This window comes from Paracoccus sp. J55 (genome assembly GCF_000513975.1).
In the GTDB taxonomy this organism is placed as follows: domain Bacteria; phylum Pseudomonadota; class Alphaproteobacteria; order Rhodobacterales; family Rhodobacteraceae; genus Paracoccus.
The window spans coordinates 150135-174038 of sequence record NZ_AZVA01000008.1; the positions used below are offsets into that span (position 1 = coordinate 150135).

Consider the following 23904-nt stretch of genomic DNA (forward strand, 5'->3'; position numbering starts at 1 on the left):
CCCGCCCCATCTGAGGAGGAAAGATGGCTGGACTAATCACATTCATCCTGGCCCTGCTGCCCATCGCCACGGTCTTCGTGCTGCTGGTGGTGCTGGCGAAATCGGCCAAGTTCTCGATGCTGGTGGCCTATCTCGTCACCGTCGCCACCGCCCTGCTGATCTGGGGCACCCAGCTGAACACGGTCATGGGCGCCACGGTGAACGGCGTCGTCACCGCCGTCAGCCTGCTCTACATCGTGTTCGGCGCCATCCTGATGCTCTACACGCTGGAGGAAAGCGGCGGCATCCGCTCGATCCGGGCCGGCTTCACCTCGATCTCGCCCGACCGGCGGGTGCAGGCGATCATCATCGCCTGGCTCTTCGGCTCGCTGATCGAGGGCGCCTCGGGCTTCGGCACGCCGGCGGCCATCGCCGCGCCGCTGCTGGTCGCCATCGGCTTTCCCGCCATGGCCGCCGTCATGGTGACGCTGATCATCCAGAGCACGCCGGTGTCCTTCGGCGCGGTCGGCACGCCGATCCTGGTCGGCGTGCGCACCGGGCTGGCCGACCAGCAGATCGTCGAGTCCACCATCGCCCCGATGGCCTTCGGCGACTACCTGCTGGAGATCGCGGTCAAGGTCGCCACCCTCCACGGGCTGATCGGCTTCCTGATCCCGCTGATCCTGGTCGGCATGTTGACCCGCTTCTTCGGCGCCAACCGCTCCTTTGCCGAGGGCTTCCGCATCTGGAAATTCGCGCTGTTCGCGGGCCTCGCCTTCACCGTGCCCTATTACATCATCGCAGCGACCTTGGGGCCGGAATTCCCCTCGCTGCTGGGCGGCATCATCGGGCTGCTGATCGTGGTGCCGGCGGCGCAGCGCGGCTTCCTGATCCCGAAGGAAAGCTTCGACTTCCCGCCGCGCCGCGACTGGAACGACAACTGGGTCGGCAAGCTCGACGATCTCGAGGATCACAACGCCCACAAGCCGGTGATGCCGCTGGCCAAGGCATGGGCGCCCTATGTCTTCGTCGTCGCCCTGCTGGTCGTCACCCGCTCGATCGCGCCGATCAAGGCATGGCTCACCTCGCCCGAGATGACGATCGCCTTCCGCGACCTGTTCGGCTCGGGCATCAACGCCTCGGTGCAGGTGCTGTTCCTGCCCGGCACCATCCTGATCCTGGCTTCGCTGTTCACCTTCGTGCTGCATGGCATGTCGGGGCGCGACTACGGGCGGGCGCTGAAATCCTCGGGCACGACCATGATCGCCGCCGCCCCGGCGCTGCTGCTGGCGGTGCCGATGGTGCAGGTGTTCCTGAACTCGGCCTCGGACAGCTATGCCAGCATGCCCATCGTGCTGGCCCAGGGCGTCTCCTCGGTGGTGGGCGATGCCTGGCCGATGTTCGCGCCGCTGATCGGGGCCATGGGCGCCTTCGTCGCCGGCTCGAACACGGTCAGCAACATGATGTTCTCGCTCTTCCAGTTCTCGACCGCCGAACAGATCGGCCTGGGGGCTGCGGGCGCGGGCACCGTGGTGGCGCTGCAGGCCATCGGGGGCGCGGCGGGCAACATGATCTGCGTGCATAACGTCGTCGCCGCCTCGGCCACTGTCGGCCTGACCGACCGCGAGGGCGCGATCATCCGCCAGACCCTGATCCCCATGGCCTATTACGTGGTGCAGGGCGGGCTGATCGGCTTTGCGCTGCTGACCGGCAACCTGATGTGGTGGGCCGCCGCCGCGATCTGGGCCGCCGCGGTGCTGTTCTTCATGTCGCGCAGCCGCGGTTCCGTGCCGGCCACCGTGACCAATTAGGGGAAAGCCCATGACCGGAGAGCCAAAACCGACGGTCGGTCTGTTCGTGACCTGCCTTGTCGACGCCATCCGCCCGCAGATCGGCTTCGCAACCCTCCAGCTTCTTGAGGAAGCGGGCTGCGTGGTCGAGGTGCCGCAGGCCCAGACCTGCTGCGGCCAGCCGGCGCTGAACAGCGGCGACGACCGCGACGCGGCGCATCTGGCCCGCCAGACCATCGCGGCGTTCGAGGGCTACGACCATGTCGTCCTGCCCTCGGGCTCCTGCGCGGCGACCATGGTGCATGGCTACCCGGACCTTCTGGCGGGCGACCCGGACTGGGCCGCCCGCGCCCAAGCCATGGCGGCGAAAACCCATGAGATCACCAGCTTCCTCTACGATGTCATGGGCTACGCGCCCGCGGGGCGGAGGCTCAATGCCTCCGCCACCTATCACGACAGCTGCTCGGGCCTGCGCGAGCTTGGCATCGCCGCCCAGCCGCGCGCGCTGCTCAGCCATGTCGAAGGGCTGGAGATGCGCGGCCTGCCCGGCAACGATGTCTGCTGCGGCTTCGGCGGCACCTTCTGCGTGAAATATTCCGACATCTCGAACGCCATCGTCACCGAAAAGGCCGAGGCCATCGAGGAGACCGGCGCCGAGATCCTGCTGGCCGGCGATCTCGGCTGCCTGATGAACATGGCCGGCAAGCTCAACCGCCGCGGCGCAAAGACGCGCTGCTTCCACACCGTCGAGGTGCTGGCCGGCCAGGCGGATGGCCCCGCCATCGGCGAGGAGGCATCATGAGCGCCCTGCCCGATTTCAAGAACCGCGCCAGGGCGGCCCTGGCCGACCCGGTGCTGAAGGTCGCCATCGACCGCACCACCGGCAATGCCGAAAGGAAGCGCGCCGCCGCCGTCGCCGCCTTCCCGGAATTCGAAGCCGCCCGGGCCCGCGGCAAGGCGATCAAGGACCATGTCACCGCCCATCTCGACCATTACCTGGAACTGTTCGAGCGGAACGCCACCGCCCGCGGCGCGCAGGTCCACTGGGCCGCCGACGATGCCGAGGCCCGCGCCATCGTCACCCGCATCTGCCTGGCCGCCGACGCCAAGCTCGTGACCCGTGCCAAATCCATGCTGGGCGAGGAAATCGGCCTGCCCCACGCCCTTGCCGATGCCGGCATCGAGCGGGTCGAGACCGACCTGGCCGAGCATATCATCCAGCTGGCGGGCGAGGCGCCCTCGCATATCATCTGGCCCGCCATGCACCGCACCCGCGAACAGGTGGCCGAGCTTTTCAAGGCCGGTCACCAGCCGCCCCCCGCCGCCGAGGACCCGGCGACCATGGTGCAAAGTGCCCGCCGGGTGCTGCGTCAGAAATTCCTGTCCGCCGATATCGGCATCTCGGGCGCGAATTTCCTGGTCGCCGATACCGGCGCCACCTGCACGGTCACCAACGAGGGCAATGCCGAGCTGACCACCACGCCGCCGCGCATCCATATCGTGACCGCGGGGATCGAGAAGCTGGTGCCCTCGACCGCCCATGCCTTCGCGCTGCTGCGCCTGCTGGTGCGTTCGGCCACCGGCGGCGAGATGACGCAATACACCACCTTCCACGCCGGCCCCGGGCGCCCCGGCGATGCCGACGGCCCCGAGGAGATGCATATCGTCCTGGTCGACAACGGCCGCACGAAGATGCTGGCGAACGAGTTCCGCGAGATGCTGCGCTGCATCCGCTGCGGCGCCTGCATGAACCATTGCGTCGTCTATCGCCAGATCGGCGGCCATGCCTATGGCGGCACCTATCCCGGCCCGATGGGCTCGGTGCTGACGCCGGTGCTGGACGGGCTGGCGGCGTCCCGCGACCTGCCCAATGCCTGCACCATGAACGGCCGCTGCGCCGAGGTCTGCCCGGTCGGCATCCCGCTGCCCACCCTTCTGCGCGCCTGGCGCCGCCGCAGCTGGCGCGAGGGGCTGGAGCCCGGATCGCTCCGCGCCGGCATCGGGATCTGGGCGCAATTGGCCCGCCGCCCCCGGCTCTATCGCCTCGCCACCCGCATCAGCCTGCCGCTGATGCGGCTGTTCGGCAAGGGCGGCTGGATCGCGCGCCTGCCGCTGGCCGGGGGCTGGACCGATCACCGCAACCTGCCCCGCCCGGCGGCGCAAAGCTTCATGGACCAATACCGCGCCCGGCAGAAAGGCCGCAAATGACCGCCCGCACCCGCATCCTCTCGGCGATCCGCACGGCCCTCGGCCCCGGCAAGCCGCCGGCGCAGATCGCGGACGAGGCCGCCGCCCTGCTCGACCCCGCCGACATCGCCCGCCCGCGCCTGGCCGCGCCGAGCCTGCCCGACGCCTTCGCGCAGAAGGCGACCGCGCTCGGCACCAGCATCGACCGCGTGGCCAGCCTGGCCGAGGTGCCGCGGGCCATGGCCCGCTATCTCGACGCCCATGGCCTACCGCCCCGCTTCGCCATGCAGCCCGCGCCGGACCTGGCGGCGCTCGACTGGTCGGGCCTCGCCCCGCATCCGGGCATCGCCCCGGATGAGCCCGCCGCGCTCGGCCTCGCGCTGCACGGCATCGCAGAAAGCGGCTCGCTGGTCATCCATTCGGGACCGGAAAACCCGATCCTCATGGCCTTCCTGCCGCTGCACCATGTCGTGCTGCTGCGCGAAGCCACGCTCCTGCCCTATCTGGAAGACTACGCCGCCCGCCTCTCGGCCGAGACCGTGCCGCGCAACGCCATCCTCATCACCGGCCCCAGCGGCACCACCGATATCGAGGGCAGCTATGTGCGCGGCGCCCACGGCCCCGGCTTCCTGCATGTGATCCTGATCGCGGAACCGGGCTGACCGCCGCCGCGATCTGGCCTAGCATGGCGGCAGCCATGGGAGGCCGCGATGACCGACGCCCCGCAAACGCAGGAAAGGCCGCAGGACATCCCCCGCGAGCATTTCCTGCTTTTCGTCGCCATCCCGCCGCCCGGGGTGGCGGCGCAGATCGAGGACGCCTGGCGCCTCGCGAACCGCCGCGACCGCTTTCGCCGCGCCACGCTGCACATGACCATCCTGCCGGTGCTGCGCACCCCGCAGCTGGCGCCGGGCATGGCCGAGGCGCTTGGCCGGCCGCTCGACGGGCTCGACTTTCCCGCCTTCGACCTGGTGCTGGACCGGCTGACCACCTTCGGCCCGCCGCGCCGCCGCGACCGGCCGCTGGTGCTGGTCGGCCAGCAGGAAAACCCCGCCCCGGACGCGCTGTGCCAGACGCTCTGGCAGCGCCTCGCTGCCGCCGGGCTGGCCGTCGCCCGCCACCGCGTCACCCCGCATGTGACCCTGGCCTATGGCAAGCCCCTGCCGCCCGAAGGCATCGCCGTGCCGCCCGTGCATTGGCGCGTGGACGAGCTGGTGCTGATCGACAGCCTGCAGGGCCTGGGCCGGCATGTTCCGCTGGCGCGCTGGCGGCTGCCCTGAAACGGCCCCGAAGCCTTATCGACAATCCCCGCCCCCCGGCTTATCCATGCCGCCATGAGCGCAGGAACGGAAGAAACCCTGGCGGTCCGCATCAGCCGCGTGCTGGCCGACCGGATCGTATCGGGCGAGATCGGCCCGGGCGAGCGGCTGCGCCAGGACCATATCGCCGAGGAATTCGGCGCCAGCCACGTCCCGGTGCGCGAGGCCTTCCGCCGGCTGGAAGCCCAAGGCCTGGCGATCAGCGAACCGCGCCGCGGCGTGCGCGTCGCCGCCTTCGACCTGCCCGAGGTCAAGGAGGTGGCCGAGATGCGCGCCGCGCTCGAGGAACTCGCGCTGCGCCACGCCGCGCCGCACCTGACCCCGGCGATCCTGCACGCGGCGGAAGAGGCGACCAAGGCCGGCGACGCCTCGCGCGACGTGCGCAGCTGGGAGGCGGCGAACCGCCGCTTTCACAAGCTGATCCTGACCCCCTGCGCCATGCCGCGCCTGCTCGCCGCCATCGACGACCTCCATGCGGCCAGCGCCCGGTTCCTGTTCGCCGCCTGGCAGTCGAACTGGGAAACGCGCACCGACCACGACCACCGCGCCATCCTGGCCGCGCTGCGCAAGGGCGAGGTAGACCTGGCTTGCGCCACGCTGGCGCGGCATGTGCGCTGGATCGGCCGCCGCCCGGTGCCCGGCAGCGGCGACAAGCAGCGCGACGCCTTCGCCATCCACGGCTAGGGCGTCTTTCGCGCCACCAGCCAGCTTGCGACATAGGTCAGGGCCACGCCTCGCCCCCCGCCCTGCCGCGCCTCGTAACGCGCCATGAAATCGCGCAGCGCCCCGGGTGAACGGATCTGCCCGGCGCAGGCGTTGACCCCGGTGGCGCGCAGATGCCGCAGCACCTCCAGCGCGCCGGGGAAATGCAGCGCGATGCGCCATTCCCCCGCGCCCCGGACCTGCCAGCCCGCCGGCAGCAGCGCCGCCATCTCCTCCCCGGTCAGATAGGACGGCGCCGCCGCCCGGCTGCCTAGGTCGCGCAACTCGGGAAAATGTCCGGGCGCGAAGCCCGAGAGCGCCAGATACCCACCCGGCGCCACCGCCCGGCACAGCCGGCCGACGACCCACGCCGGATCGGGAACCCATTGGATCATCGAGGCCGAGGCGGCCAGCTCCACCGCCCCCGGCAGCGCCACCTCGGCCACGTCGCCCGGCAGGTAGCCCGCCGCGACGCCCGGCAGTTCCGGCGCCGCCAGGTCGTTCAGCCACAGCCGCGCCGGCCGCAACCCCAGCAGGTGCCGGGTCAGATGGCCCGAACCATAACCCGCCTCCAGCACCCTTGCCGGGCAATGCCCCGGCGCGGCGCGGCGATAGGCCGCGAACAGCCGCGCCGCAATCCGGCGCTGCGCCAGCGCCGCCCCGTCATAGGTCGCCATGCCGCGCGCGAAGGACCGCGCCACCCGCCCGGCCAGCGCGTTCATGCCAGCACCTCGGACCAGTCGCGCCATTGCGCAAAGGGATTATGCCCGCAATCCAGCAGCGCAACCGGCCCGCCCCACCAGGCACGGCGCAGGTTCTCCGGCGGAAAGATGCGGTCGGCGGCGCCCAGCCAGATGCGGTCGAAGCCGGGGTCCCGCCCGCTGTCCCGGTCCATCACCGCCTCCAGCTCCTCGCGCAGCGCGGCCAGATCGGCGCCGCCCGACGCCATGGGACACCCCGCCCGCCGCGCGAATTGCCGCAGCGAGGCTTCGGACAGATTCTCCGCCGTGGCGCGCACCATATCGCGCGGAATCCCCAGATCGTCGTCGCAAGGCGCCCAGGAGCCGCAGACCGCCACCTTGCGCCGAAAGCCCCACAGATCCGGCAAATGGCAGGCCGCCGCCACGCCGAAGGACCAGGCGACCAGGTCCATCGCCGCATAGCCGCCGGGCCAGTCCGGCGGCGTCAGCTCGCGGTAATCCGACAGCACCAGCACATCGGCCGGCCCGGCCAGATGCCGCAGCGGCGCGGACCCGACCGCCCAGCCGGTCAGCACCACGATCAGCTCCTCGGCGCCCGTGCGGCGCAGCCATTCCGCCCTCATCGCCAGCCCGCGATCTCGACCATGGCGGCACAGATGCGCGCCACCTCCTCGGGCCGGGCGACAAAGGGCGGCATGCAGTAAAGCAGCCGCCCGAAGGGCCGCAGCCACACCCCGCGCTCGCGGCAGAACCCGTGCACGCGCGCCATGTCCACCGGCGCCTGCGTCTCGATCACCCCGATGGCGCCCAGCACCCGCACATCGCGCACGCCGGACAACCCGCGCGCCGGGGCAAGGCCGTGGCGCAACCCCGCCTCGATCCCCGCGACCTGCCCCGGCCATGCGCCTTCCGCCAGCAGATCGAGGCTTGCGCAGGCCGCGGCGCAGGCCAGCGGATTGCCCATGAAGGTCGGCCCGTGCATCAGCACCGGCGTCGGCCCCTCCGCAATCGCCTCGGCCACCCGGCCTGACGCGACGGTGGCGGCAAAGCTCATCATGCCGCCGGTCAGCGCCTTGCCGAGGCACAGGATATCCGGCACCACCCCGGCGCGTTCCATGGCGAAAAGCGTGCCGGTGCGGCCGAAGCCGGTGGCGATCTCGTCCAGGATCAGCAGCACGCCGTGCCGGTCGCACAGCGCGCGCAGCCCGGCCAGCCAGCGCGGGTGATAGAACCACATGCCGCCCGCGCCCTGCACCACCGGCTCGACGATGAAGCCGGCGATCTCATGCGCCTTTTCGGCAAACAGCGTCTCGACCGCGGCAAGCCCGTTCCGCGCCGGGTCCTCGTCCCATTCCGCGCCGAAGGGAATGGGCGGGCGCGGCACGAAATGCTGCACCTGCAAGGCGGCGCCGAAATGACGGTGCATCCCGGTCACCGGATCGCAGAGGCTCATCGCCTTCCAGGTATCGCCGTAATAGCCGCCGCGGGCGCTGGCGAAAGCCACCCGCCCCGCCTGCCCCAGCCCAAGCTGCGCCTGCACCGCCATCTTCAGCGCCACCTCGACCGCGACCGAGCCGCTGTCGCTGTAAAAGATGCGGCCCAGCCCCGCCGGCAGCATCGCGACCAGCCGCCGCGCCAGCCCGACGGCCGGGGCGTGCGTCAGCCCGCCGAACATCACATGCGGCAGGCGGTCCAGCTGCGCCTGCATCGCCCCGACCAGCTTCGGGTGGCGATGCCCATGCGCCGCCGCCCACCATGACGACATGGCGTCGATCATCCGCGCGCCATCGGCCAGTTCCAGCCAGACCCCCTCGGCCGCCGCGACCTCATGCACCGGCCCCGGATCGCGCATCGAGGAATAGGGATGCCACAGGTGCCGCCGGTCGAACGCCGCGTCCATCACAGCACCCCCCGGATCGCCGCCACGTCGATGCCGGCGAAGGCATCGGCCAGCGCCTCCTCCGTCACCCTTTCCAGCACCGGCAGCCGGCCCAGGTCGCGCACCGCGCCGATCTCGCAGATCACCCGGCGGCTGTCCTCGGCCTCCGCGCCGATGAAGGCCACGCCGGCCACCCGGCAGCCGGCGGCGCGCAGGGCCCAAAGCGACAGCAGCGCATGGTTGATGGTGCCAAGCGCGGTGCGGCAGCACAGCACCACCGGCGCCCCCCAGCCCGCGATCACCTGCAGATAAAGCAGGCGCCGGGTCAGCGGCACCATCAGCCCGCCCGCCCCCTCGACCACCAGCGGGGCCACCGCGGGCAAGGCCAGCCGCGCCGGATCGATCTCAACCCCCTCGCGCTCGGCCGCCAGATGCGGCGAGGCGGGCAGGCGCAGCCGATAGGCCTCGGGCAGCACCGGACGCCCGGAAAGCCGCGCCACGACCTCGCTGTCGGTCTCCTCCTCCAGACCGGCCTGCACCGGCTTCCAATAACTCGCGCCCAGCGCGCGGGTCAGCCCGGCGCTGAACACGGTCTTGCCGATGCCGGTATCGGTGCCGGCGACCACGACCGCGCTCATGCCGCCGCCCTTTCCAGCGCCGCGATGGTCGCGAACAGCGCCGCGATATCCCCCGCCCCGACATTGCCGGTGACCGAGACCCGCAGCCGCGCCGTCCCCTTCGGCACGGTGGGCGGCCGGATGGCGCGGATGTCGAAGCCCCGCGCCTGCAAATCCGCGGCCATCGCCAGCGCCCGGAAATCCTCGCCGACGAGTACCGGAACGATCTGGCTCTGCGCCGCGATCCCGCAATCCCGCGCCGCCTCGGCTGCCAGCGCCATGCGCGCCCGCGCGCCCTCGACCAGCGCCGGCACCTCCGCCAGCGCCCGCAAGGCCGCGCGCAGCACCGCCGCCGACAAAGGCGAGGGCGCGGTGGCATAGATGAAGGGCCGCGCCTTGTTCACCAGCGTCTCGACCAGCGCCCGGTCGGCGCAGACCAGCGCGCCCGAGCCGCCCAGCCCCTTGCCCCCGGTATGCAGGCTCACCAGCGGGCAGGCCAGTCCATGCGCCAGCCCCCTGCCCTGCGGGCCGAAAACGCCGGTCGCATGCGCCTCGTCCACCACCAGCACCGCGTCCTCGCGCGCCGCCAATGCCGCAAGCGCCTCCAGCGGCGCCAGATCGCCCTCCATCGAATAGACGCTTTCGACCGCGATCCAGACCCGGCCGCGCCCGCCCGAGGCGCGCCAGTCCGCGATCACCCGCGCCGCATCGCCCGTGTCGTTATGGGCAAAGCCGCGGCATTCCGCCCGGCCCAGCCGCATCCCCTCATGCGCGCTGGCATGGACCAGCGCGTCATGCAGCACCAGATCGCCCTGCATCGGCAGCGCCGAAAAGATCGCCTGATTGGCCTGGAAGCCGCCGCCCATATACAAGGCGGCCTCGGCGCCGAAGAACGCGGCCGCCTCGGCCTCCAGCGCCTCATGCTCGGCATGGTTGCCGCGCAGCAGCCGCGACCCCCCTGCCCCGACCGGCACGCCGCGCGCCAGCGCATCCCGCGCCGCGCCGGCCAGCAGGTCCGACCCCGCCAGCCCAAGATAGTCGTTCGAGGCGAAATCCAGCCCCGCAGCCGGCGCCAGCCGCCGCAGCCGGCCGCGTTGCGCCAGCGCCTCCAGCGCCGCCGCGTGCCGAGGGAAGCTCATGCCGCACAGCCCTCGGACGCGGCGTCCAGCACCTCGGCGCGCAACCCGAGCTTGGCGAACAGCACCGCGTCCTTGTCCTCGCCCGGGTTGCCCGCGGTCAGCAGCGTGTCGCCGACAAAGATCGAATTGGCACCGGCAAGGAAGCACATGGCCTGCATCTCGTCGCTCATCTCGGACCGCCCGGCCGAGAGCCGCACATAGGATGCCGGCATCAGGATGCGCGCCGTGGCGATGGTGCGCACCATCTCGATCGGGTCCAGCTTCGGCACATCGGCCAGGGGCGTGCCCGCCATCGGCATCAGCATGTTGATCGGCACCGATTGCGGCGGCACCTCCAGCCCGGCCAGCGTCTCCAGCATGGAAATGCGGTCCTCGGCCGTCTCGCCCATGCCGACGATGCCGCCGGCGCAGACATTGATTCCCGCCGCCTGCACCCGGTCCAGCGTGTCCAGCCGGTCCTGGAAGGTCCGCGTGGTGATGATCTCGGAATAATAGCATTCCGAAGTGTCGATATTGTGGTTGTAGTAATCCAGCCCCGCATCCTTCAGCCGCAGCGCCTGGTCCGCGTCCAGCATGCCCAGCGTCATGCAGGTCTCCATCCCCAGCGCCTTGACGCCGCGGATCATCGCCAGCACGGCGGGCATGTCGCGTTCCTTGGGCGAGCGCCAGGCGGCGCCCATGCAATAGCGCGTGGCCCCGGCTTCCTTGGCGCGCCTGGCCTCGGCCAGCACCCGCTGCACCTCGACCAGCTTCGAGGCCGACAGTTCCGAGCCGTTGCGCGCCGATTGCGCGCAATAGGCGCAATCCTCGGGGCAACCGCCGGTCTTGATCGACAACAGCTTCGAGCATTGCACCAGATTCGGGTCGAAATGCGCCCGGTGGACGGTCTGGGCCTGAAACAGCAGGTCCATCAGCGGCTGGTGATAGATCTCGGCGGCGCGGCGCGCTTGCTGGGGCATGGATACCTCCCTAAGCCTCATGTGGAGATATCTATAAAACCGCCGGAGGCGCTTTGTTAATCCATATATATTATCTATTATTCTCAGAAACGATCACGGAGCCGCGGCGCGCGCCTTCCACCAGAGGCGCGCCGCCTGTTCAATCATCCCGGCCGATTTCCTGAAAACTGACCGGATCGAACAGGACTTCGACCGACAGGCCGGTCTGGTCCTCTCCGCGAACCTCGTAGCAGCCTTCCTCCAGTTCGATCTTGCCCACGGTCCAGCCCTTGGCCGTCAGTTCGGCGCGCAACGCAGTGGCCGGGCGGCGCTGCTCCTGCGGCACAGTGCAGCGGTCATGGGCGGCGGCCGGGCTCGCCAAGGCCGGAATGGCCAGCATCAAAGTGACAAGACGCATGATTCCCTCTCCTGCATTTGCGTTCTGCACGACCGTCTTAGCAGGGTCAGGCTTACAGCCCGCTTACAGCGCCGAGCGATTCGCGGCGCGGCTCAGGGACCGATCAGGCGCACCTTGCCGACGCGCCCGTCGCTGCGCTGCACGGCGATGCGCAGCCGCTCCAGCAGATGCGTCTGCACATAGGCGGCGTGAAAGCGGCTTGGGGCGAACAGGGTCAGGCATGTCTCGGTCCGCTCGGCCTCGATCAGCCCGGCGAACCAGGCGTCGAACAGCGCCGGATCCTCCTCGGCCAGCCGGGCCCGCGCCTCGGCCCACAGCCCCTCTGCCGGCATCGGTTCGGGCCGGTGCAGCGGCACGACATTACTGGCCGGCTCGGCGCGCTGGCCGCCGACGCGCTCGACGAAATCCGGGCCGATATTCGGCCATTCCGCCTTTGTATCCAACAAGATGCGTTCAAGATTCAGCCGCAGCACCGAGACCCGTCCCCGCGCGCCCTGCTGCTTGATCTCGATCCAGCCAAGCGCCCGCAGCTTGGCCATCTCGCGCTTGACGGTGCGCTCGTCGACGCACCACAGCCGGGCGATCTCGCGCTGGCCGATGGTCAGCTCGTCGCGCTGCCAGTTATAGCGGGTGGTGATCAGTGCCATCAGCCGCAGCACCAGGCGCTGGCGATGCTTGTCGCCGGCCAGCCCGTGCGCCATCATCGCCGAGAGCAAATCGTATTTCTTGGCCGCGGCCTCTCGGCCGACGGCACGGATCACCTGCATGTCTGCTCCTGCCCCCGGATGCGTCCGGCTGCCTTTCCTCTGCCCGATGGGCCCTGCCTGCTGGGTCAGAACCCGGATGACGGCGTCGGTCTGGTGCCGTTTGAAACGCTTTTCGCCATCTGTTTCGTATTTGCGTCCTGAAATCCGATTCTGTCAAGCGATTCCCAGCCGGGCCGATTTTCCGGCCCAAATCATCAAAGAAAAAACGGTATCAATGGTATAGCGGGACATCCTGAACGTCCCCCTATCGCGCGGTTTTGTCCCCTATTCCGGCACGCTCCGGGTCGTGGCGTCCCCCATTTCCGGCTTTGCGTCCGGCCGGGTCCGGCCAGGGGATTCGCCGGGCGATTCGCCGGCGGGGGCCGGGAAATCCGGGATTTTCCGCATCTTGGCACGGTCAATGAAAACGCCTTTTGCCAAAAGTGCAAATCCGGCGTAAAAGCGAAACGGAAGAAAATCTGCGTCCTATCAATACAGGCATCCTATGTACACGCATGAAGACCTCGCCAAGCTGCAGGCGCAATCGCTGAAGATGCAGGGCTGGATCCGGCGCCAGACCTTCAGCCCGGCCAACGAGAAGACCCTGCGCCGCTTTTCCAGCTGGGAGGTCGCCGAGCTGATCTTCCGCATCAACCAGTCCACCTTCCGCGGCAAGCTGGCGGCCGAGCCGAACCTTCCCCTCGGGGAAGTCGAGGAGGACGGCCGCCAGCGCTGGTTCTCGCTCGACGAGATCAACGAGCTGCGCCGCCGCATCCGCATCAACCGCAAGACGCTGATGCCCTGGCGGCCCGAGGGCAAGCGCGCCTTCCGCGCCGCCATCGCCAATTTCAAGGGCGGCGCCGGCAAGTCGACCGTGGCGCTGCACTTCGCCCATGCCGCGGCGCTGGACGGCTATCGGGTGCTGGTGGTGGACTTCGACCCGCAGGCGACGCTGAGCCATTCCATGGGCCTGACCGATGTCGGCGAGGACCATACCGTCTGGGGCATCATGGCCCGCGACCTGGAGCGCGAGACCGACCGCATGAACGCCGCCGCACGCGGCGCGGAAAGCGGCACCGCCCTGCCCCAGCGCAAGCTGCCGGCCTCGATCCGCGCCATGGGGCTTGGCACGCTGCGCCCGGCCGATTTCATCAAGCCGACCGCCTGGTCCACCATCGACATCGTGCCGAGCTGCGCCAATGCCGCCTTCGTCGAGTTCGCCAGCGCCCAGTATCGGCATCTGAACCCGGAATGGACCTTCTTCGGCGCGGTGTCGCGCTTCCTCGACAGCCTGGCGGACGATGCCTATGACCTGATCCTGTTCGACTGCCCGCCGGCCATCGGCTACCAGTCGATGAATGCCGTCTTTGCCGCCGACATGCTCTATATCCCTTCGGGCCCCGGCTATTGGGAATACGACTCGACCACCAGCTTCATCGGCCAGCTTTCCGAGGCGCTGGAGGACCTGTCGCATGGTTTCGAGAACTTCCCCACGGGGAAGATCAAGCTGCCCAAGGCCTTTGCCGACATCCGCTTCCTGATGACCCGCTTCGAGCCCTCGAACGAATTGCATCAGGCGATGTATGGCGCCTTCCAGCAGGTCTTCGGCAATCACATGGCCCAGCACCCGATCGAGCTGACCCGTGCGGTCGAGCAATCCGGACGCTTCCTGTCCTCGATCTACGAGATCGACTATCGCGAGATGACGCGCGGCACCTGGCGGCGGGCGCGGGCGACCTTCGATCAGGCCTATGAGGAGTTCAAGTCCCATGTCGTCGCCGCCTGGGACAAGCTGGAGGATGAGGCATGACCCGCAAGCGCCGCATGTTCGAGATCGAGATGCCGGATGCCGAGGCGGCGCCGGAAACCTTCCCCGCGGGGAAGGAGGAAAAGGAGCATCGCCGCGGTCCGATGGCGACGGCGATCAGCGAGACGGCGGAATCCACCCGCGACCGTGCCCGGCTGGAGGCGCAGATCCGCGCCGAAAACGATGCGCTGGCGCAGGAGCATGTGCGGCTGAAGCGCGCCGGGCTGATCACCGACATGATCCCGCTGGATGCCATCGACACCCGCAAGCTGATCCGCGACCGTGCGCCCGGGCCGGATTACGAGCTGTCGGAACTGGTCGAATCCATCCGCGAGATCGGCTTGTCGAACCCGATCCGGGTCGAGCCGGCGGGCGAGGGCCGCTATGAGCTGATCCAGGGCTGGCGCCGGCTGTCGGCCTATCGCCAGCTGCTGGAAGAGACCGGCGATGCCGAGAAATGGGGCCGGATTCCGGCCGGGATCGCGGCCCGCGGCGACGAGCTGGAGAGCCTTTACCGGCGCATGGTCGACGAGAACATGGTGCGCAAGGACATCTCGTTCGCCGAGATGGCGCAGCTGGCGCTGCATTACGCCATGGACCCGATGACCGAGGAGCACGACCCGGAAAAGGCGGTGGCGATCCTGTTCAAGTCGGCCGGCTACCAGAAGCGCAGCTATATCCGCAGCTTCATCCGGGTGATCGAGGCGCTTGGCGAGTCGCTGATGTATGCGCCGGAAATCCCGCGCGCGCTGGGGCTGGCGCTGGCGCAGCGGCTGGACGAGGTGCCGGGCATGGCGGCGGCGATCCGGGCCGAGCTGAAGGATTGGGACACGCGTTCGATCCGGGACGAGCTGGACATCCTGCGGCGCTATGCGGGGCAGGGGGGCGATGGCGAGGCGGGCCCGGCCGCACCGCGCAGCCGGGCGCCGTCGGTGCCGGCCGGCAAGGCCCGCGTCAGCTTCCAGATCCAGCAGCCACATGGCAGCGCGAAATGCACCGCCTCGAACGGCCGGCTGGAGATCCGCCTGCCGCGCGACTTCTCGGCCGTGGACCGGCGCAAGCTGGAGGCGGCGGTGCGCGCCATGCTGGAGAGCCTGGACTGATCTTCCCCGCGGGGAAGATCCTGCCCCCGAGGGCGCGGGTTTCCGGGCCGGAAAAGGGGGTGCGGCGGGGGGCTGGAAAGCCCCCTTCCAGTGATCCGCAAAATGGGGATATTCTGCGGATAAGATTGCTTGCAGGTCGGGAAACATGCCATCCGCTTCGGACATGGAATATCACGGAACACGGGGGGTGCGCCAGCTTTTTGATGCGGGTGCGTGGCTTTCCGCCCAGGCCGGGCTGGCCGCCGATCTGGCGCGCGCGGCCTTCGCGCTGGGGCGGCTGGAGGGCGCGCTGGCGGCGCTGGAGCCCGAGGCGCGGGCCGGCGCCAACCGGCGGCTGGCGCTGGTCGAGGTCGAGGCGATGCTTTGGGCCCAGGGCACGCCCCTGCGCCGCGAGGAGATCGGCCGCGACCTGATGGAGGCGCGGGCCGGCGCCGATCTGGAGGCGATGCGGCTGGCGCGCTGGGGCATCCGGCGGCTGGAGGGGCAGGGCGATCCGCGCGACCTGCGCGGCTTTCTGGGCCTGCACCGGGCCGAGGTCTCGGGCCTGGACGACCTGCTGGCGCTGCGGCCGACGGGGCAGGATTTCGACGCCGCCGTCGGCGAGTTCCGCGAGCTTGCGGCGCAGGTCTCGGGGCTGGAGCCGCTGGCGCGGGCCCCGGCGCTGCGGGTGCTGTGGCGGCTTTGCGGGCTGTCGGCGCCCGAGCTGCTGGCCGAGCCCGCCACCTGGACGGCGCGCGACATGGCCGCGGGCTGCGAGGCGCTGCGCTTCGTGCCGCTGGGCCGGCATGGCCGCGCCGTCTGGGTCGATGCCGGCACGCCCGCCGAGCGCATGGCGGGGCATCTGGCGGCGGTGACGGCCGGCATCGCCGATGCGCGGCACGAACTGGCGCGGGTGGCGGAGTGGCAGGTCCGGGCGCTGGCGGCGGTGGCGCGCATCAAGGGCGACAATCCGGGCCGGGTGGTCCGGGCGCTGGCCGCGCATCCGCTGCTGAGCGCGGCGATGCTGGAGGAAAGCGCCGGCATCAGCCGCGACACCGCCGAGCGGCTGCTGGCGCGGATGCGCGACCTGGGGCTGGCGCGCGAGATCACCGGCGGGCGGCGGTTCCGGCTGTGGGTGCTGGCGGGCTGAGCGCGTCGCGGCGGAAGGCGGCGGGCGTAGTGCCGGCGAGCTTGAGGAAGGCGCGGTGGAAGGCGCTGGGTTCGCCATAGCCGAGCCGGGCGGCGATCTCGGCCACGCTGAGCCCGGTTTCGCGCAGAAGCTGGCGGGCGCGCATCAGGCGGATCTCGGCGCGGATGGCGGCGAAGCCCTGGCCCTCGGCCCGCAGGCGGCGGCGCAGGGTGGCGGGGGCCAGGCGCAGCTCGGCGGCGAGGCGGTCGAAATCGGGCCAGTCCTCGGGCGGGGCGGCGCGCAGCCGGGCGCGGATCCGCGCCGACAGCCCCTGGTCGTGGCGATAGCGCAGCAGGATGTTGGCGGGGGCGCCGCGCAGGAAGGTTTCCAGAGCCTTTTCGCTGCGGATGGTGGGCAGGGACAGGTAGCTGGCGGCAAAGCTCAGGCGGCTGGCGGGCTGGCCGAAATGCACCGGGGCGCCGAAGAACTGGTGGTAGTCGCGGCGGTTTTCCGGTGCGGGGCAGGCGAAATCGACCTGCATCAGCGGAATGCGGCGGCCGATCAGCCAGCACATCACCCCCAGCAGGATCAGCCAATAGGTGCGATAGGCGAAGGCGCGGCGCGGCGGGCCGGCGTCGCCCAGCACGATCTCGGTCTGGCCGTCGCGCAGGCGCAGCGTGCCGGTCGGGTCGTCGAGGGTGACGGACAGGAACAGCAGCGCCCGGCGCAGCGCGCGCTCCAGCGTGCCGGCATGCAGGACCGCATGGCAGAGCAGCTGGAAGCTGCCGGGGCGCATGGGGCGGGCGGCCTCGTCGAAGAACTCGTCGCGGATCCGCTCGGCGATGGCGAGCCAGAGCTTGCCGTATTGCAGGTTCGAGACCGGCTCGCCCAAGGCCGCGATGCCGGCATGGGCCAGCAGCGGCGCCGGGTCGATGCCGCGGCGGTGAAGGCAGTCCAGCGCGTCCTCGACGAAGCCGGGGGAGATGGTGCGGCGTTCCATGGCGGCCGTATTGCAAAACCGATCAGATATTCTGGCCGCGAATGTCATTGTTTGCAATGCATCCGGCGCTAAGCTGCCGCCGAACTCGAGGAGCCCGCGGGAATGCGGGAGAGTTGAGGAGGAAAGACATGTCTGCGACGACCCTGTCCCGGTCGCGGCCCGGCTATGAGCAGGCCGTGGCGCAATTCCGCATCGAGGACGCCATCGCCGGGCTGCGCGGCGACCTGGAGACCGGGCTGAACGCCTGCGTCGAATGCTGCGACCGCCATTGCGGCGCGGATCGGGTGGCGCTGCGCTGCCTCTCGGCCGACGAGGCGCTGACGGAATACACATTCGAGGATCTGCGCGCGCTGTCGGCGCGGGCGGCGAACCTGATGCGCGACAAGGGCGTCCGGCCGGGCGACGTGGTGGCCGGGCTGCTGCCGCGCACGGTCGAGCTGGTCGCGACGGTGCTGGGCGCCTGGCGGCTGGGCGCGGTCTATCAGCCGCTGTTCACCGCCTTCGGTCCCAAGGCCATCGAGCACCGGCTGAAGACCAGCGGCGCCAAGCTGGTGGTGACGAATGCCGCGCAGCGGCCCAAGCTGGACGAGGTCGAGGATTGCCCGCTGGTCGCCACCCTGCGCGGCGAGGCGCCGCTGGCGCCGGGCGACGTGGATTTCCGCGCGGCGCTGGCCATGGCCTCGGACGCATTCGAGCCGGTGATGCGGCGCGGCGAGGACCTGTTCATGATGATGTCAACCTCGGGCACCACCGGGCTGCCCAAGGGGGTGCCGGTGCCGCTGCGGGCGCTGCTGGCCTTCGGCGCCTATATGCGCGACGCCATCGACCTGCGCGAGACGGACGTGTTCTGGAACATCGCCGATCCGGGCTGGGCTTACGGGCTTTACTACGCGCTGACCGGGCCCTTGCTGCTGGGCCAGCCGACGATCTTCTACGAGGGCGGCTTTACCGCCGAGAGCACCTATCGCATCATCGGGCGCATGGGGGTGACGAGCCTTGCCGGCTCGCCCACCGCCTACCGGCTGCTGATCGCGGCGGGGCCGGAGGCGGCCGCGGCGGTCAAGGGGCAGCTGCGGGTGGTCAGTTCCGCCGGCGAGCCCCTGAACCCCGAGATCATCCGCTGGTTCGGCGAGCATCTTTCGGTGCCGATCCACGACCATTATGGCCAGACCGAGATGGGCATGTGCGTGAACAACCATCACGGGCTGGAGCATCCGGTGCGTCCGGGCTCGGCGGGCCTGGCCATGCCGGGCTATCGCGTGGTGGTGCTGGACGATGACGGCAACGAGTTGGGGCCGAACCAGCCGGGCGTGCTGGCCATCGACATGAAACGCTCGCCGCTGATGTGGTTCTCGGGCTATCTGAACCAGGCGACGCCGGCCCTGGCGGGGGGCTATTACCGCACCGGCGACAGCGTGGAGTTCGAGCCGGACGGGTCGATCAGCTTCATCGGCCGGTCGGACGATGTCATCACCTCCTCGGGCTATCGCATCGGGCCCTTCGACGTGGAAAGCGCGCTGATCGAGCATCCCGCGGTGGTCGAGGCGGCGGTGGTCGGCGTGCCCGACCCCGAGCGGACCGAGATCGTGAAAGCCTTCGTCGTGCTGGCCAAGGGGGCCGAGGGGACCGAGGCGCTGCGCGAGGAACTGGCGCAGCATGTCAAGAAACGCTTGTCGGCCCATGCCTATCCCCGGATGATCGATTTCGTCGCCGACCTGCCCAAGACGCCGAGCGGCAAGATCCAGCGCTTCATCCTGCGCAAGGCGGAAGTCGAGAAACTGGCCCGGGAGTAAGGACATCATGCAGATCGAGAACAGGGTTTTTCTGGTCACCGGCGCCGGTTCCGGCCTGGGCGCGGCGGTGGCGCGCATGGCCGCCGGCGCGGGCGCGCGGGCGGTGTTGCTGGACGTCAACGCCGAGGCTGGCGCGGCCATGGCGGCGGAACTGGGCGAGGCGGCGCGTTTTGTCAGGACCGACGTGACCAGCGGCCCGGAGGGCGAGGCGGCGGTGGCCGCGGCGCTGGAGGCCTTCGGCCGGATCGACGTGGCGGTGAACTGCGCCGGCGTGGCGCCGGGCGAGAAGATCGTCGGGCGCGAGGGGCCGCACGGGCTGGAGAGTTTCGCCCGCGCCATCCAGATCAACCTGGTCGGCACCTTCAACATGCTGCGGCTGGCCGCCGATGCCATGGCGCGCAATGAACCGGGCGAGGGCGGCGAGCGCGGGGTGATCGTCAACACCGCCTCGATCGCGGCCTATGACGGGCAGATCGGGCAGGCGGCCTATGCAGCCTCGAAGGGCGGCGTCGCGGCGCTGACCCTGCCGGCGGCGCGGGAACTGGCGCGGCACGGCATCAGGGTGGTGACCATCGCGCCGGGCATCTTTGCCACGCCGATGATGGCCGGGCTGCCGCAGGAGGTGCAGGACAGCCTGGGCGCCAATGTGCCTTTCCCGCCGCGCCTGGGCAATCCGGCAGAATATGCGGCGCTGGTGCGCCATATTGTCGAAAACCAGATGCTGAACGGCGAGGTCATCCGGCTGGACGGCGCGCTGCGCATGGCACCGAAATAAGGGGGTTCATCATGGATAGCGATCCGATTGTCATCGCGGGCGCGGCCCGCACGCCGATGGGCGGCTTCCAGGGCGATTTCGCCGGGGTCGAGGCCGCCGCGCTGGGCGCGACCGCGATCAAGGCGGCGCTGGGCGGGCTGGACCCGCAGGCGGTGGACGAGATCATCATGGGCTGCGTGCTGCCCGCCGGCCAGGGCCAGGCCCCGGCGCGGCAGGCGGCGCTGGGCGCGGGCCTGCCGCTGGGCGCGGGGGCCACGACCGTCAACAAGATGTGCGGCTCGGGCATGAAGGCGGCGATGTTGGGCCATGACCTGATTGTCGCCGGCTCCGCCGAGGTGGTGGTGGCGGGCGGCATGGAGAGCATGTCGAACGCGCCCTATCTGCTGCCCAAAGCGCGCGGCGGCTATCGCATGGGGCATGGCCAGGTGATGGACCACATGTTCCTGGACGGGCTGGAGGATGCCTATGACAAGGGCCGGCTGATGGGGACATTCGCCGAGGATTGCGCGGAAGCCTATCAGTTCACCCGCGAGGCGCAGGACGAATTCGCGATTTCCTCGCTGACCCGGGCGCAGAAGGCGATTGCCGCCGGGCATTTCGCGGGCGAGATCGCGCCGGTGACGGTCAGCGGCCGCGGCGGCGAGACGGTCGTGGATACCGACGAGCAGCCGGGCAAGGCGCGGCTGGACAAGATCCCGACGCTGAAGCCCGCCTTCCGGCCGGGGGGCACGGTGACGGCGGCGAATTCCTCGTCGATCTCGGACGGGGCGGCGGCGCTGGTCTTGATGCGGGCATCCGAGGCCGAGCGGCGCGGGCTGGTGCCGCGGGCGCGCATCCTGGGGCACGCGACCTATGCCGACAAGCCCAGCCTGTTCCCGACCGCGCCCATCGGCTCGGTCCGGCGCCTGCTGGAGCGGACGGGGACGGCGCTTTCGGATTACGACCTCTTCGAGGTGAACGAGGCTTTCGCGGTGGTCGCCATGGCGGCGATGCGCGATCTTGGCCTGTCGCATGAGGTGGTCAACGTGCATGGCGGCGCCTGCGCGCTGGGCCATCCCATCGGCGCATCCGGCGCGCGGGTGCTGGTGACGCTGCTGGCGGCGCTGGAGACGCATGGCGGCAAGCGCGGCATCGCGTCCCTGTGCATCGGCGGCGGCGAGGCGACGGCGGTGGCCATCGAGAGGATGCCATGATGCTGACCGAGGAACAGGAACAGATCCGCGACGCTGCCCGCGACTTTGCGCGCGAACGGCTGGCGCCGGGGGCGGCGCAGCGCGACCGCGAGCATGCCTTTCCGCGCGCCGAGCTGACCGAGATGGGCGAACTGGGCTTTCTGGGCATGCTGGTGCCCGAGGAACATGGCGGGTCCGAGACCGGCGCGGTCGCCTATGCGCTGGCGCTGGAGGAGATCGCGGCGGCGGACGGGGCATGCTCGACCATCATGTCGGTGCACAGCTCGGTCGGCTGCGTGCCGATCCTGCGCTTCGGCACCGACGAACAGAAGGCGCGCTTCCTGCCGAAGATGGCCAGCGGCGAGTGGATCGGCGGTTTCGCGCTGACCGAGCCGCATGCCGGCTCGGACGCTTCGAACCTGCGCACCAAGGCGCGGCGCGAGGGCGACCATTACGTCATCGACGGGGCCAAGCAGTTCATCACCTCGGGCAAGAACGGCAAGGTGGTGATCGTCTTTGCGGTGACGGATGCGGCGGCCGGCAAGAAGGGGATTTCCGCCTTCATCGTGCCGACGGATACGCCGGGCTACGAGGTGGTCTCGGTCGAGCACAAGCTGGGGCAGCACAGCTCGGACACCTGCGCGCTGGCCTTTACCGGCATGCGCGTGCCGGTCGAGAACCGGCTGGGGGCGGAGGGCGAGGGCTACAAGATCGCGCTGTCGAACCTGGAGGGCGGGCGCATCGGCATCGCCGCGCAGGCGGTCGGCATGGCGCGCGGCGCCTATGAGGCGGCCCTGGCCTATGCGCGGGAACGCATCACCTTTGGCCGGCCGATCATCGAGCATCAGGCGGTGGCCTTCAAGCTCGCCGACATGGCGACGCAGATCGACGCGGCGCGGCTGATGGTGCTGCGCGCCGCCATGCTGCGCGAGGCCGGCAAGCCCTGCCTGACCGAGGCCAGCATGGCCAAGCTTTTCGCCTCGGAAATGGCGGAAAGGGTCTGTTCGGCGGCGATCCAGCTGCATGGCGGCTATGGCTACCTGGCCGATTACCCGGTCGAGCGCATCTATCGCGACGTGCGCGTCTGTCAGATCTATGAGGGCACGAGCGAGGTGCAGCGCCTCGTCATCGCCCGCAACCTGTGAGGGGGGAGCATGGCTGAACTGATCGAGATCACGCGGGAGGGCCGGGTGGCGCTGATCCGGCTGAACCGGCCCGAGGCGCTGAACGCACTGGACTCGGCGCTGGCCGAGCAGCTGACGGCGGCGGCCGAGGCGCTGGATGCCGACAGGGGCGTCGGCGCCATCGTCGTCACCGGCTCGGAGCGGGCTTTCGCGGCCGGCGCGGACATCTCGGAAATGGCCGAGAAGAGCGCCGAGGAGATGGTCGAGGCCGATTTCTTCTCGACCTGGGACCGCTTCGCCGCCACGCGCACCCCCAAGATCGCGGCGGTGAACGGCTATGCGCTGGGCGGCGGCTGCGAGCTGATGATGATGTGCGATTTCGCCATCGCCGGCGAGGGCGCGAAATTCGGCCAGCCCGAGGTCAAGCTGGGCGTGATCGCCGGCATGGGCGGCACGCAGCGCATGACGAAACTGATCGGCCGGGCGCTGTCGATGGACCTGCACCTGACCGGCCGGATGATGGACGCGACCGAGGCGCTGCGCGCCGGGCTGGTGGCGCGTGTGGTGCCGGACGATCAGGTGGTCGAGGAGGCGATGGCGGCGGCGAAGCAGATCGCCGGCTATTCGCGGCCCGCGACGCGGCTGGCGCGCGAGGCGGTGATGCGGGCCGAGGAGCTGTCGCTGGCCGAGGGCGTCGCCTGGGAGCGTCGGCTGTTCCACCGGCTGTTCGGCACCGAAGGCCAGCGCGAGGGCATGCGGGCCTTCCTGGAAAAGCGCAAGCCGGAGTTCCACCCCGACTGAATCTCTTCGGGTCTGCCGGCTTTCTCCGTTTCCCAAATACTCCGGGGGACGCCCTTCCGGCCCCGTCCAGGGGCCGGAAGGGCGGGGGGCGGAGCCCCCCGTCCCTGCAGGACGCTCCATATCCGGAGCGTCGCATGGGGCCGGTGGCCGATTCTGCGAATCCCGACAGGATTCTTTCCTGCCAGAATCATGCCCCGCCGCCCGTTCCGCCGCCGCTATCCAGCAAAAGCTGCGGTTTCCCGCGCTATCAGAGCAATGCGCGCAGAATCGGCGCCGAGCAGGAAGCTTCCCTCGAAGAGACCGAGGCCCTGCGGCCCACGGAGGCTTTCCCCATTTTCCTCTTACTTTACGGGCAGTTACCTTCTTCTGTCATTTTTCTTTATTTTTGGTCTTGCGGGTTTGTTTTGCGGGGTCTAGATACCCGCTCACCGAACGACGGCAGCGTCGGACGGGACGGGGAAGCGGGAGCGGAACCGAGACAATCTGGGAATGACTGACCGGACGGGGCGTCAAGCGAATGACGCATCTTCCGCGATTTTGTTTCCTCTGCTTTTTGACATTATGGTATATCTGAAGGGATATGCGGGCGGTCTGGTCGTTTTTCGGCGAGGGAGTTTGCATATCGGCCTGGTAGGGGGAACCCGATGATCCAGGTGTCAGCTTCACTGTTTGACGGTTCACGTTTTGTGGAACGACAAGCAGAGATGATCACCCGCTAGTCGCGGGTGACAGATGTGCAAGGTTCTTCTGTCAAGGATAGCTGCTTCGGTGGCTTTCAACTTGAGAGTTTGATCCTGGCTCAGAAC

The 23904-nt window shown here is 69.8% G+C and carries 23 protein-coding genes; 14 read left to right on the forward strand and 9 right to left on the reverse strand.

Features of this window, described 5'->3' with window-relative positions; all coding sequences use genetic code 11:
• Positions 1-23 precede the first annotated feature (23 nt).
• The 6 genes from PARJ55_RS0110125 to PARJ55_RS0110150 are packed head-to-tail and all read left to right on the forward strand — an operon-like array spanning position 24 to position 5959.
• Complete coding sequence (locus PARJ55_RS0110125) at positions 24-1790, forward strand: L-lactate permease (protein ID WP_028712932.1); 1767 nt, start codon at positions 24-26, stop codon at positions 1788-1790.
• Positions 1791-1800: 10 nt separating this feature from the next.
• Positions 1801-2571 (forward strand): (Fe-S)-binding protein, encoded by a 771-nt coding sequence (locus tag PARJ55_RS0110130; RefSeq protein WP_028712933.1) that lies wholly within the window; start codon positions 1801-1803, stop codon positions 2569-2571.
• Entirely contained in the window at positions 2568-3977 is a 1410-nt protein-coding gene (locus tag PARJ55_RS0110135; RefSeq protein ID WP_028712934.1) for a lactate utilization protein B, read from the forward strand. Before PARJ55_RS0110130 ends, PARJ55_RS0110135 begins: the two co-directional genes overlap by 4 nt.
• The gene (locus PARJ55_RS0110140) at positions 3974-4618 is read left to right on the forward strand and encodes an LUD domain-containing protein (RefSeq protein WP_028712935.1); all 645 of its coding nucleotides are present in this window, start codon (positions 3974-3976) and stop codon (positions 4616-4618) included. Before PARJ55_RS0110135 ends, PARJ55_RS0110140 begins: the two co-directional genes overlap by 4 nt.
• Positions 4619-4666: 48 nt before the next feature.
• A complete protein-coding gene (locus PARJ55_RS0110145; RefSeq protein WP_028712936.1) occupies positions 4667-5236 on the forward strand; it encodes a 2'-5' RNA ligase family protein in 570 nt (189 codons plus the stop codon).
• Positions 5237-5290: 54 nt separating this feature from the next.
• On the forward strand, positions 5291-5959 hold the full coding sequence (locus tag PARJ55_RS0110150; RefSeq protein WP_028712937.1) for a GntR family transcriptional regulator: 669 nt from the start codon (positions 5291-5293) through the stop codon (positions 5957-5959).
• On the opposite strand, the gene PARJ55_RS0110155 is transcribed toward PARJ55_RS0110150, so the two are convergent.
• From PARJ55_RS0110155 to PARJ55_RS0110190, 8 genes are all read right to left on the reverse strand, one after another.
• Complete coding sequence (locus tag PARJ55_RS0110155; protein ID WP_028712938.1) at positions 5956-6699, reverse strand: methyltransferase domain-containing protein; 744 nt, start codon at positions 6697-6699, stop codon at positions 5956-5958. The genes PARJ55_RS0110150 and PARJ55_RS0110155 overlap by 4 nt on opposite strands.
• Positions 6696-7301, reverse strand: a complete 606-nt coding sequence (locus PARJ55_RS0110160; RefSeq protein ID WP_028712939.1) for a pimeloyl-ACP methyl esterase BioG family protein — start codon at positions 7299-7301, stop codon at positions 6696-6698. Before PARJ55_RS0110160 ends, PARJ55_RS0110155 begins: the two co-directional genes overlap by 4 nt.
• Positions 7298-8578, reverse strand: a complete 1281-nt coding sequence (gene bioA, locus PARJ55_RS0110165; RefSeq protein WP_028712940.1) for an adenosylmethionine--8-amino-7-oxononanoate transaminase — start codon at positions 8576-8578, stop codon at positions 7298-7300. Before bioA ends, PARJ55_RS0110160 begins: the two co-directional genes overlap by 4 nt.
• Positions 8578-9195, reverse strand: coding sequence for a dethiobiotin synthase (gene bioD, locus PARJ55_RS0110170; protein ID WP_028712941.1), 618 nt, complete (start codon positions 9193-9195; stop codon positions 8578-8580). Before bioD ends, bioA begins: the two co-directional genes overlap by 1 nt.
• Positions 9192-10313 (reverse strand): aminotransferase class I/II-fold pyridoxal phosphate-dependent enzyme, encoded by a 1122-nt coding sequence (locus PARJ55_RS0110175; protein ID WP_028712942.1) that lies wholly within the window; start codon positions 10311-10313, stop codon positions 9192-9194. The genes bioD and PARJ55_RS0110175 overlap by 4 nt, the downstream gene beginning before the upstream one ends.
• Positions 10310-11272 (reverse strand): biotin synthase BioB, encoded by a 963-nt coding sequence (gene bioB / locus PARJ55_RS0110180; protein WP_028712943.1) that lies wholly within the window; start codon positions 11270-11272, stop codon positions 10310-10312. The genes PARJ55_RS0110175 and bioB overlap by 4 nt, the downstream gene beginning before the upstream one ends.
• A 139-nt stretch (positions 11273-11411) precedes the next feature.
• Positions 11412-11669 (reverse strand): PepSY domain-containing protein, encoded by a 258-nt coding sequence (locus tag PARJ55_RS0110185; protein ID WP_028712944.1) that lies wholly within the window; start codon positions 11667-11669, stop codon positions 11412-11414.
• Positions 11670-11761: 92 nt separating this feature from the next.
• Entirely contained in the window at positions 11762-12436 is a 675-nt protein-coding gene (locus PARJ55_RS0110190) for a hypothetical protein (RefSeq protein WP_028712945.1), read from the reverse strand.
• Positions 12437-12920: 484 nt separating this feature from the next.
• On the opposite strand from PARJ55_RS0110190, the gene PARJ55_RS0110195 reads away from it, so the two are divergent.
• From PARJ55_RS0110195 to PARJ55_RS0110205, 3 genes are all read left to right on the forward strand, one after another.
• Entirely contained in the window at positions 12921-14225 is a 1305-nt protein-coding gene (locus PARJ55_RS0110195) for an AAA family ATPase (RefSeq protein ID WP_028712946.1), read from the forward strand.
• Positions 14222-15325, forward strand: coding sequence for a ParB N-terminal domain-containing protein (locus tag PARJ55_RS0110200; RefSeq protein ID WP_028712947.1), 1104 nt, complete (start codon positions 14222-14224; stop codon positions 15323-15325). Before PARJ55_RS0110195 ends, PARJ55_RS0110200 begins: the two co-directional genes overlap by 4 nt.
• Before the next feature lie 187 nt (positions 15326-15512).
• Complete coding sequence (locus PARJ55_RS0110205; RefSeq protein ID WP_232215690.1) at positions 15513-16454, forward strand: helix-turn-helix domain-containing protein; 942 nt, start codon at positions 15513-15515, stop codon at positions 16452-16454.
• On the opposite strand, the gene PARJ55_RS0110210 is transcribed toward PARJ55_RS0110205, so the two are convergent.
• Positions 16411-17433 carry an AraC family transcriptional regulator gene (locus tag PARJ55_RS0110210; protein WP_028712949.1) on the reverse strand — a complete coding sequence of 341 codons (1023 nt, stop codon included), beginning with the start codon at positions 17431-17433 and terminating at the stop codon, positions 16411-16413. The two genes, PARJ55_RS0110205 and PARJ55_RS0110210, sit on opposite strands and share 44 nt — an antisense overlap.
• 128 nt (positions 17434-17561) lie before the next feature.
• Between PARJ55_RS0110210 and PARJ55_RS0110215 the strand changes: the two genes are divergently transcribed.
• The 5 genes from PARJ55_RS0110215 to PARJ55_RS0110235 are packed head-to-tail and all read left to right on the forward strand — an operon-like array spanning position 17562 to position 23098.
• The gene (locus PARJ55_RS0110215; RefSeq protein WP_028712950.1) at positions 17562-19226 is read left to right on the forward strand and encodes an acyl-CoA synthetase; all 1665 of its coding nucleotides are present in this window, start codon (positions 17562-17564) and stop codon (positions 19224-19226) included.
• Positions 19227-19233: 7 nt separating this feature from the next.
• Complete coding sequence (locus tag PARJ55_RS0110220) at positions 19234-20001, forward strand: SDR family NAD(P)-dependent oxidoreductase (RefSeq protein WP_028712951.1); 768 nt, start codon at positions 19234-19236, stop codon at positions 19999-20001.
• 11 nt (positions 20002-20012) lie between these two features.
• A complete protein-coding gene (locus PARJ55_RS0110225; protein WP_036714004.1) occupies positions 20013-21194 on the forward strand; it encodes an acetyl-CoA C-acyltransferase in 1182 nt (393 codons plus the stop codon).
• Positions 21191-22318 carry an acyl-CoA dehydrogenase family protein gene (locus tag PARJ55_RS0110230; protein WP_028712953.1) on the forward strand — a complete coding sequence of 376 codons (1128 nt, stop codon included), beginning with the start codon at positions 21191-21193 and terminating at the stop codon, positions 22316-22318. The genes PARJ55_RS0110225 and PARJ55_RS0110230 overlap by 4 nt, the downstream gene beginning before the upstream one ends.
• A gap of 9 nt (positions 22319-22327) precedes the next feature.
• A complete protein-coding gene (locus PARJ55_RS0110235) occupies positions 22328-23098 on the forward strand; it encodes an enoyl-CoA hydratase-related protein (protein WP_028712954.1) in 771 nt (256 codons plus the stop codon).
• Positions 23099-23904 lie beyond the last annotated feature (806 nt).

What these genes read in the sequence shown, in the direction of transcription:
- PARJ55_RS0110220 (WP_028712951.1), top strand. Translation starts at nt 19,234, where the DNA reads ATGCAGATCGAGAACAGGGTTTTTCTGGTCACCGGCGCCGGTTCCGGC.
- PARJ55_RS0110225 (WP_036714004.1), top strand. Translation starts at nt 20,013, where the DNA reads ATGGATAGCGATCCGATTGTCATCGCGGGCGCGGCCCGCACGCCGATG.
- PARJ55_RS0110140 (WP_028712935.1), top strand. Translation starts at nt 3,974, where the DNA reads ATGACCGCCCGCACCCGCATCCTCTCGGCGATCCGCACGGCCCTCGGC.
- bioA (WP_028712940.1), bottom strand. Translation starts at nt 8,578, where the DNA reads ATGGACGCGGCGTTCGACCGGCGGCACCTGTGGCATCCCTATTCCTCG.
- PARJ55_RS0110125 (WP_028712932.1), top strand. Translation starts at nt 24, where the DNA reads ATGGCTGGACTAATCACATTCATCCTGGCCCTGCTGCCCATCGCCACG.
- PARJ55_RS0110150 (WP_028712937.1), top strand. Translation starts at nt 5,291, where the DNA reads ATGAGCGCAGGAACGGAAGAAACCCTGGCGGTCCGCATCAGCCGCGTG.
- PARJ55_RS0110215 (WP_028712950.1), top strand. Translation starts at nt 17,562, where the DNA reads ATGTCTGCGACGACCCTGTCCCGGTCGCGGCCCGGCTATGAGCAGGCC.
- PARJ55_RS0110135 (WP_028712934.1), top strand. Translation starts at nt 2,568, where the DNA reads ATGAGCGCCCTGCCCGATTTCAAGAACCGCGCCAGGGCGGCCCTGGCC.
- PARJ55_RS0110175 (WP_028712942.1), bottom strand. Translation starts at nt 10,313, where the DNA reads ATGAGCTTCCCTCGGCACGCGGCGGCGCTGGAGGCGCTGGCGCAACGC.
- PARJ55_RS0110195 (WP_028712946.1), top strand. Translation starts at nt 12,921, where the DNA reads ATGTACACGCATGAAGACCTCGCCAAGCTGCAGGCGCAATCGCTGAAG.
- PARJ55_RS0110160 (WP_028712939.1), bottom strand. Translation starts at nt 7,301, where the DNA reads ATGAGGGCGGAATGGCTGCGCCGCACGGGCGCCGAGGAGCTGATCGTG.
- bioD (WP_028712941.1), bottom strand. Translation starts at nt 9,195, where the DNA reads ATGAGCGCGGTCGTGGTCGCCGGCACCGATACCGGCATCGGCAAGACC.
- PARJ55_RS0110185 (WP_028712944.1), bottom strand. Translation starts at nt 11,669, where the DNA reads ATGCGTCTTGTCACTTTGATGCTGGCCATTCCGGCCTTGGCGAGCCCG.
- PARJ55_RS0110145 (WP_028712936.1), top strand. Translation starts at nt 4,667, where the DNA reads ATGACCGACGCCCCGCAAACGCAGGAAAGGCCGCAGGACATCCCCCGC.
- PARJ55_RS0110235 (WP_028712954.1), top strand. Translation starts at nt 22,328, where the DNA reads ATGGCTGAACTGATCGAGATCACGCGGGAGGGCCGGGTGGCGCTGATC.
- PARJ55_RS0110210 (WP_028712949.1), bottom strand. Translation starts at nt 17,433, where the DNA reads ATGGAACGCCGCACCATCTCCCCCGGCTTCGTCGAGGACGCGCTGGAC.
- bioB (WP_028712943.1), bottom strand. Translation starts at nt 11,272, where the DNA reads ATGCCCCAGCAAGCGCGCCGCGCCGCCGAGATCTATCACCAGCCGCTG.
- PARJ55_RS0110190 (WP_028712945.1), bottom strand. Translation starts at nt 12,436, where the DNA reads ATGCAGGTGATCCGTGCCGTCGGCCGAGAGGCCGCGGCCAAGAAATAC.
- PARJ55_RS0110155 (WP_028712938.1), bottom strand. Translation starts at nt 6,699, where the DNA reads ATGAACGCGCTGGCCGGGCGGGTGGCGCGGTCCTTCGCGCGCGGCATG.
- PARJ55_RS0110230 (WP_028712953.1), top strand. Translation starts at nt 21,191, where the DNA reads ATGATGCTGACCGAGGAACAGGAACAGATCCGCGACGCTGCCCGCGAC.
- PARJ55_RS0110130 (WP_028712933.1), top strand. Translation starts at nt 1,801, where the DNA reads ATGACCGGAGAGCCAAAACCGACGGTCGGTCTGTTCGTGACCTGCCTT.
- PARJ55_RS0110200 (WP_028712947.1), top strand. Translation starts at nt 14,222, where the DNA reads ATGACCCGCAAGCGCCGCATGTTCGAGATCGAGATGCCGGATGCCGAG.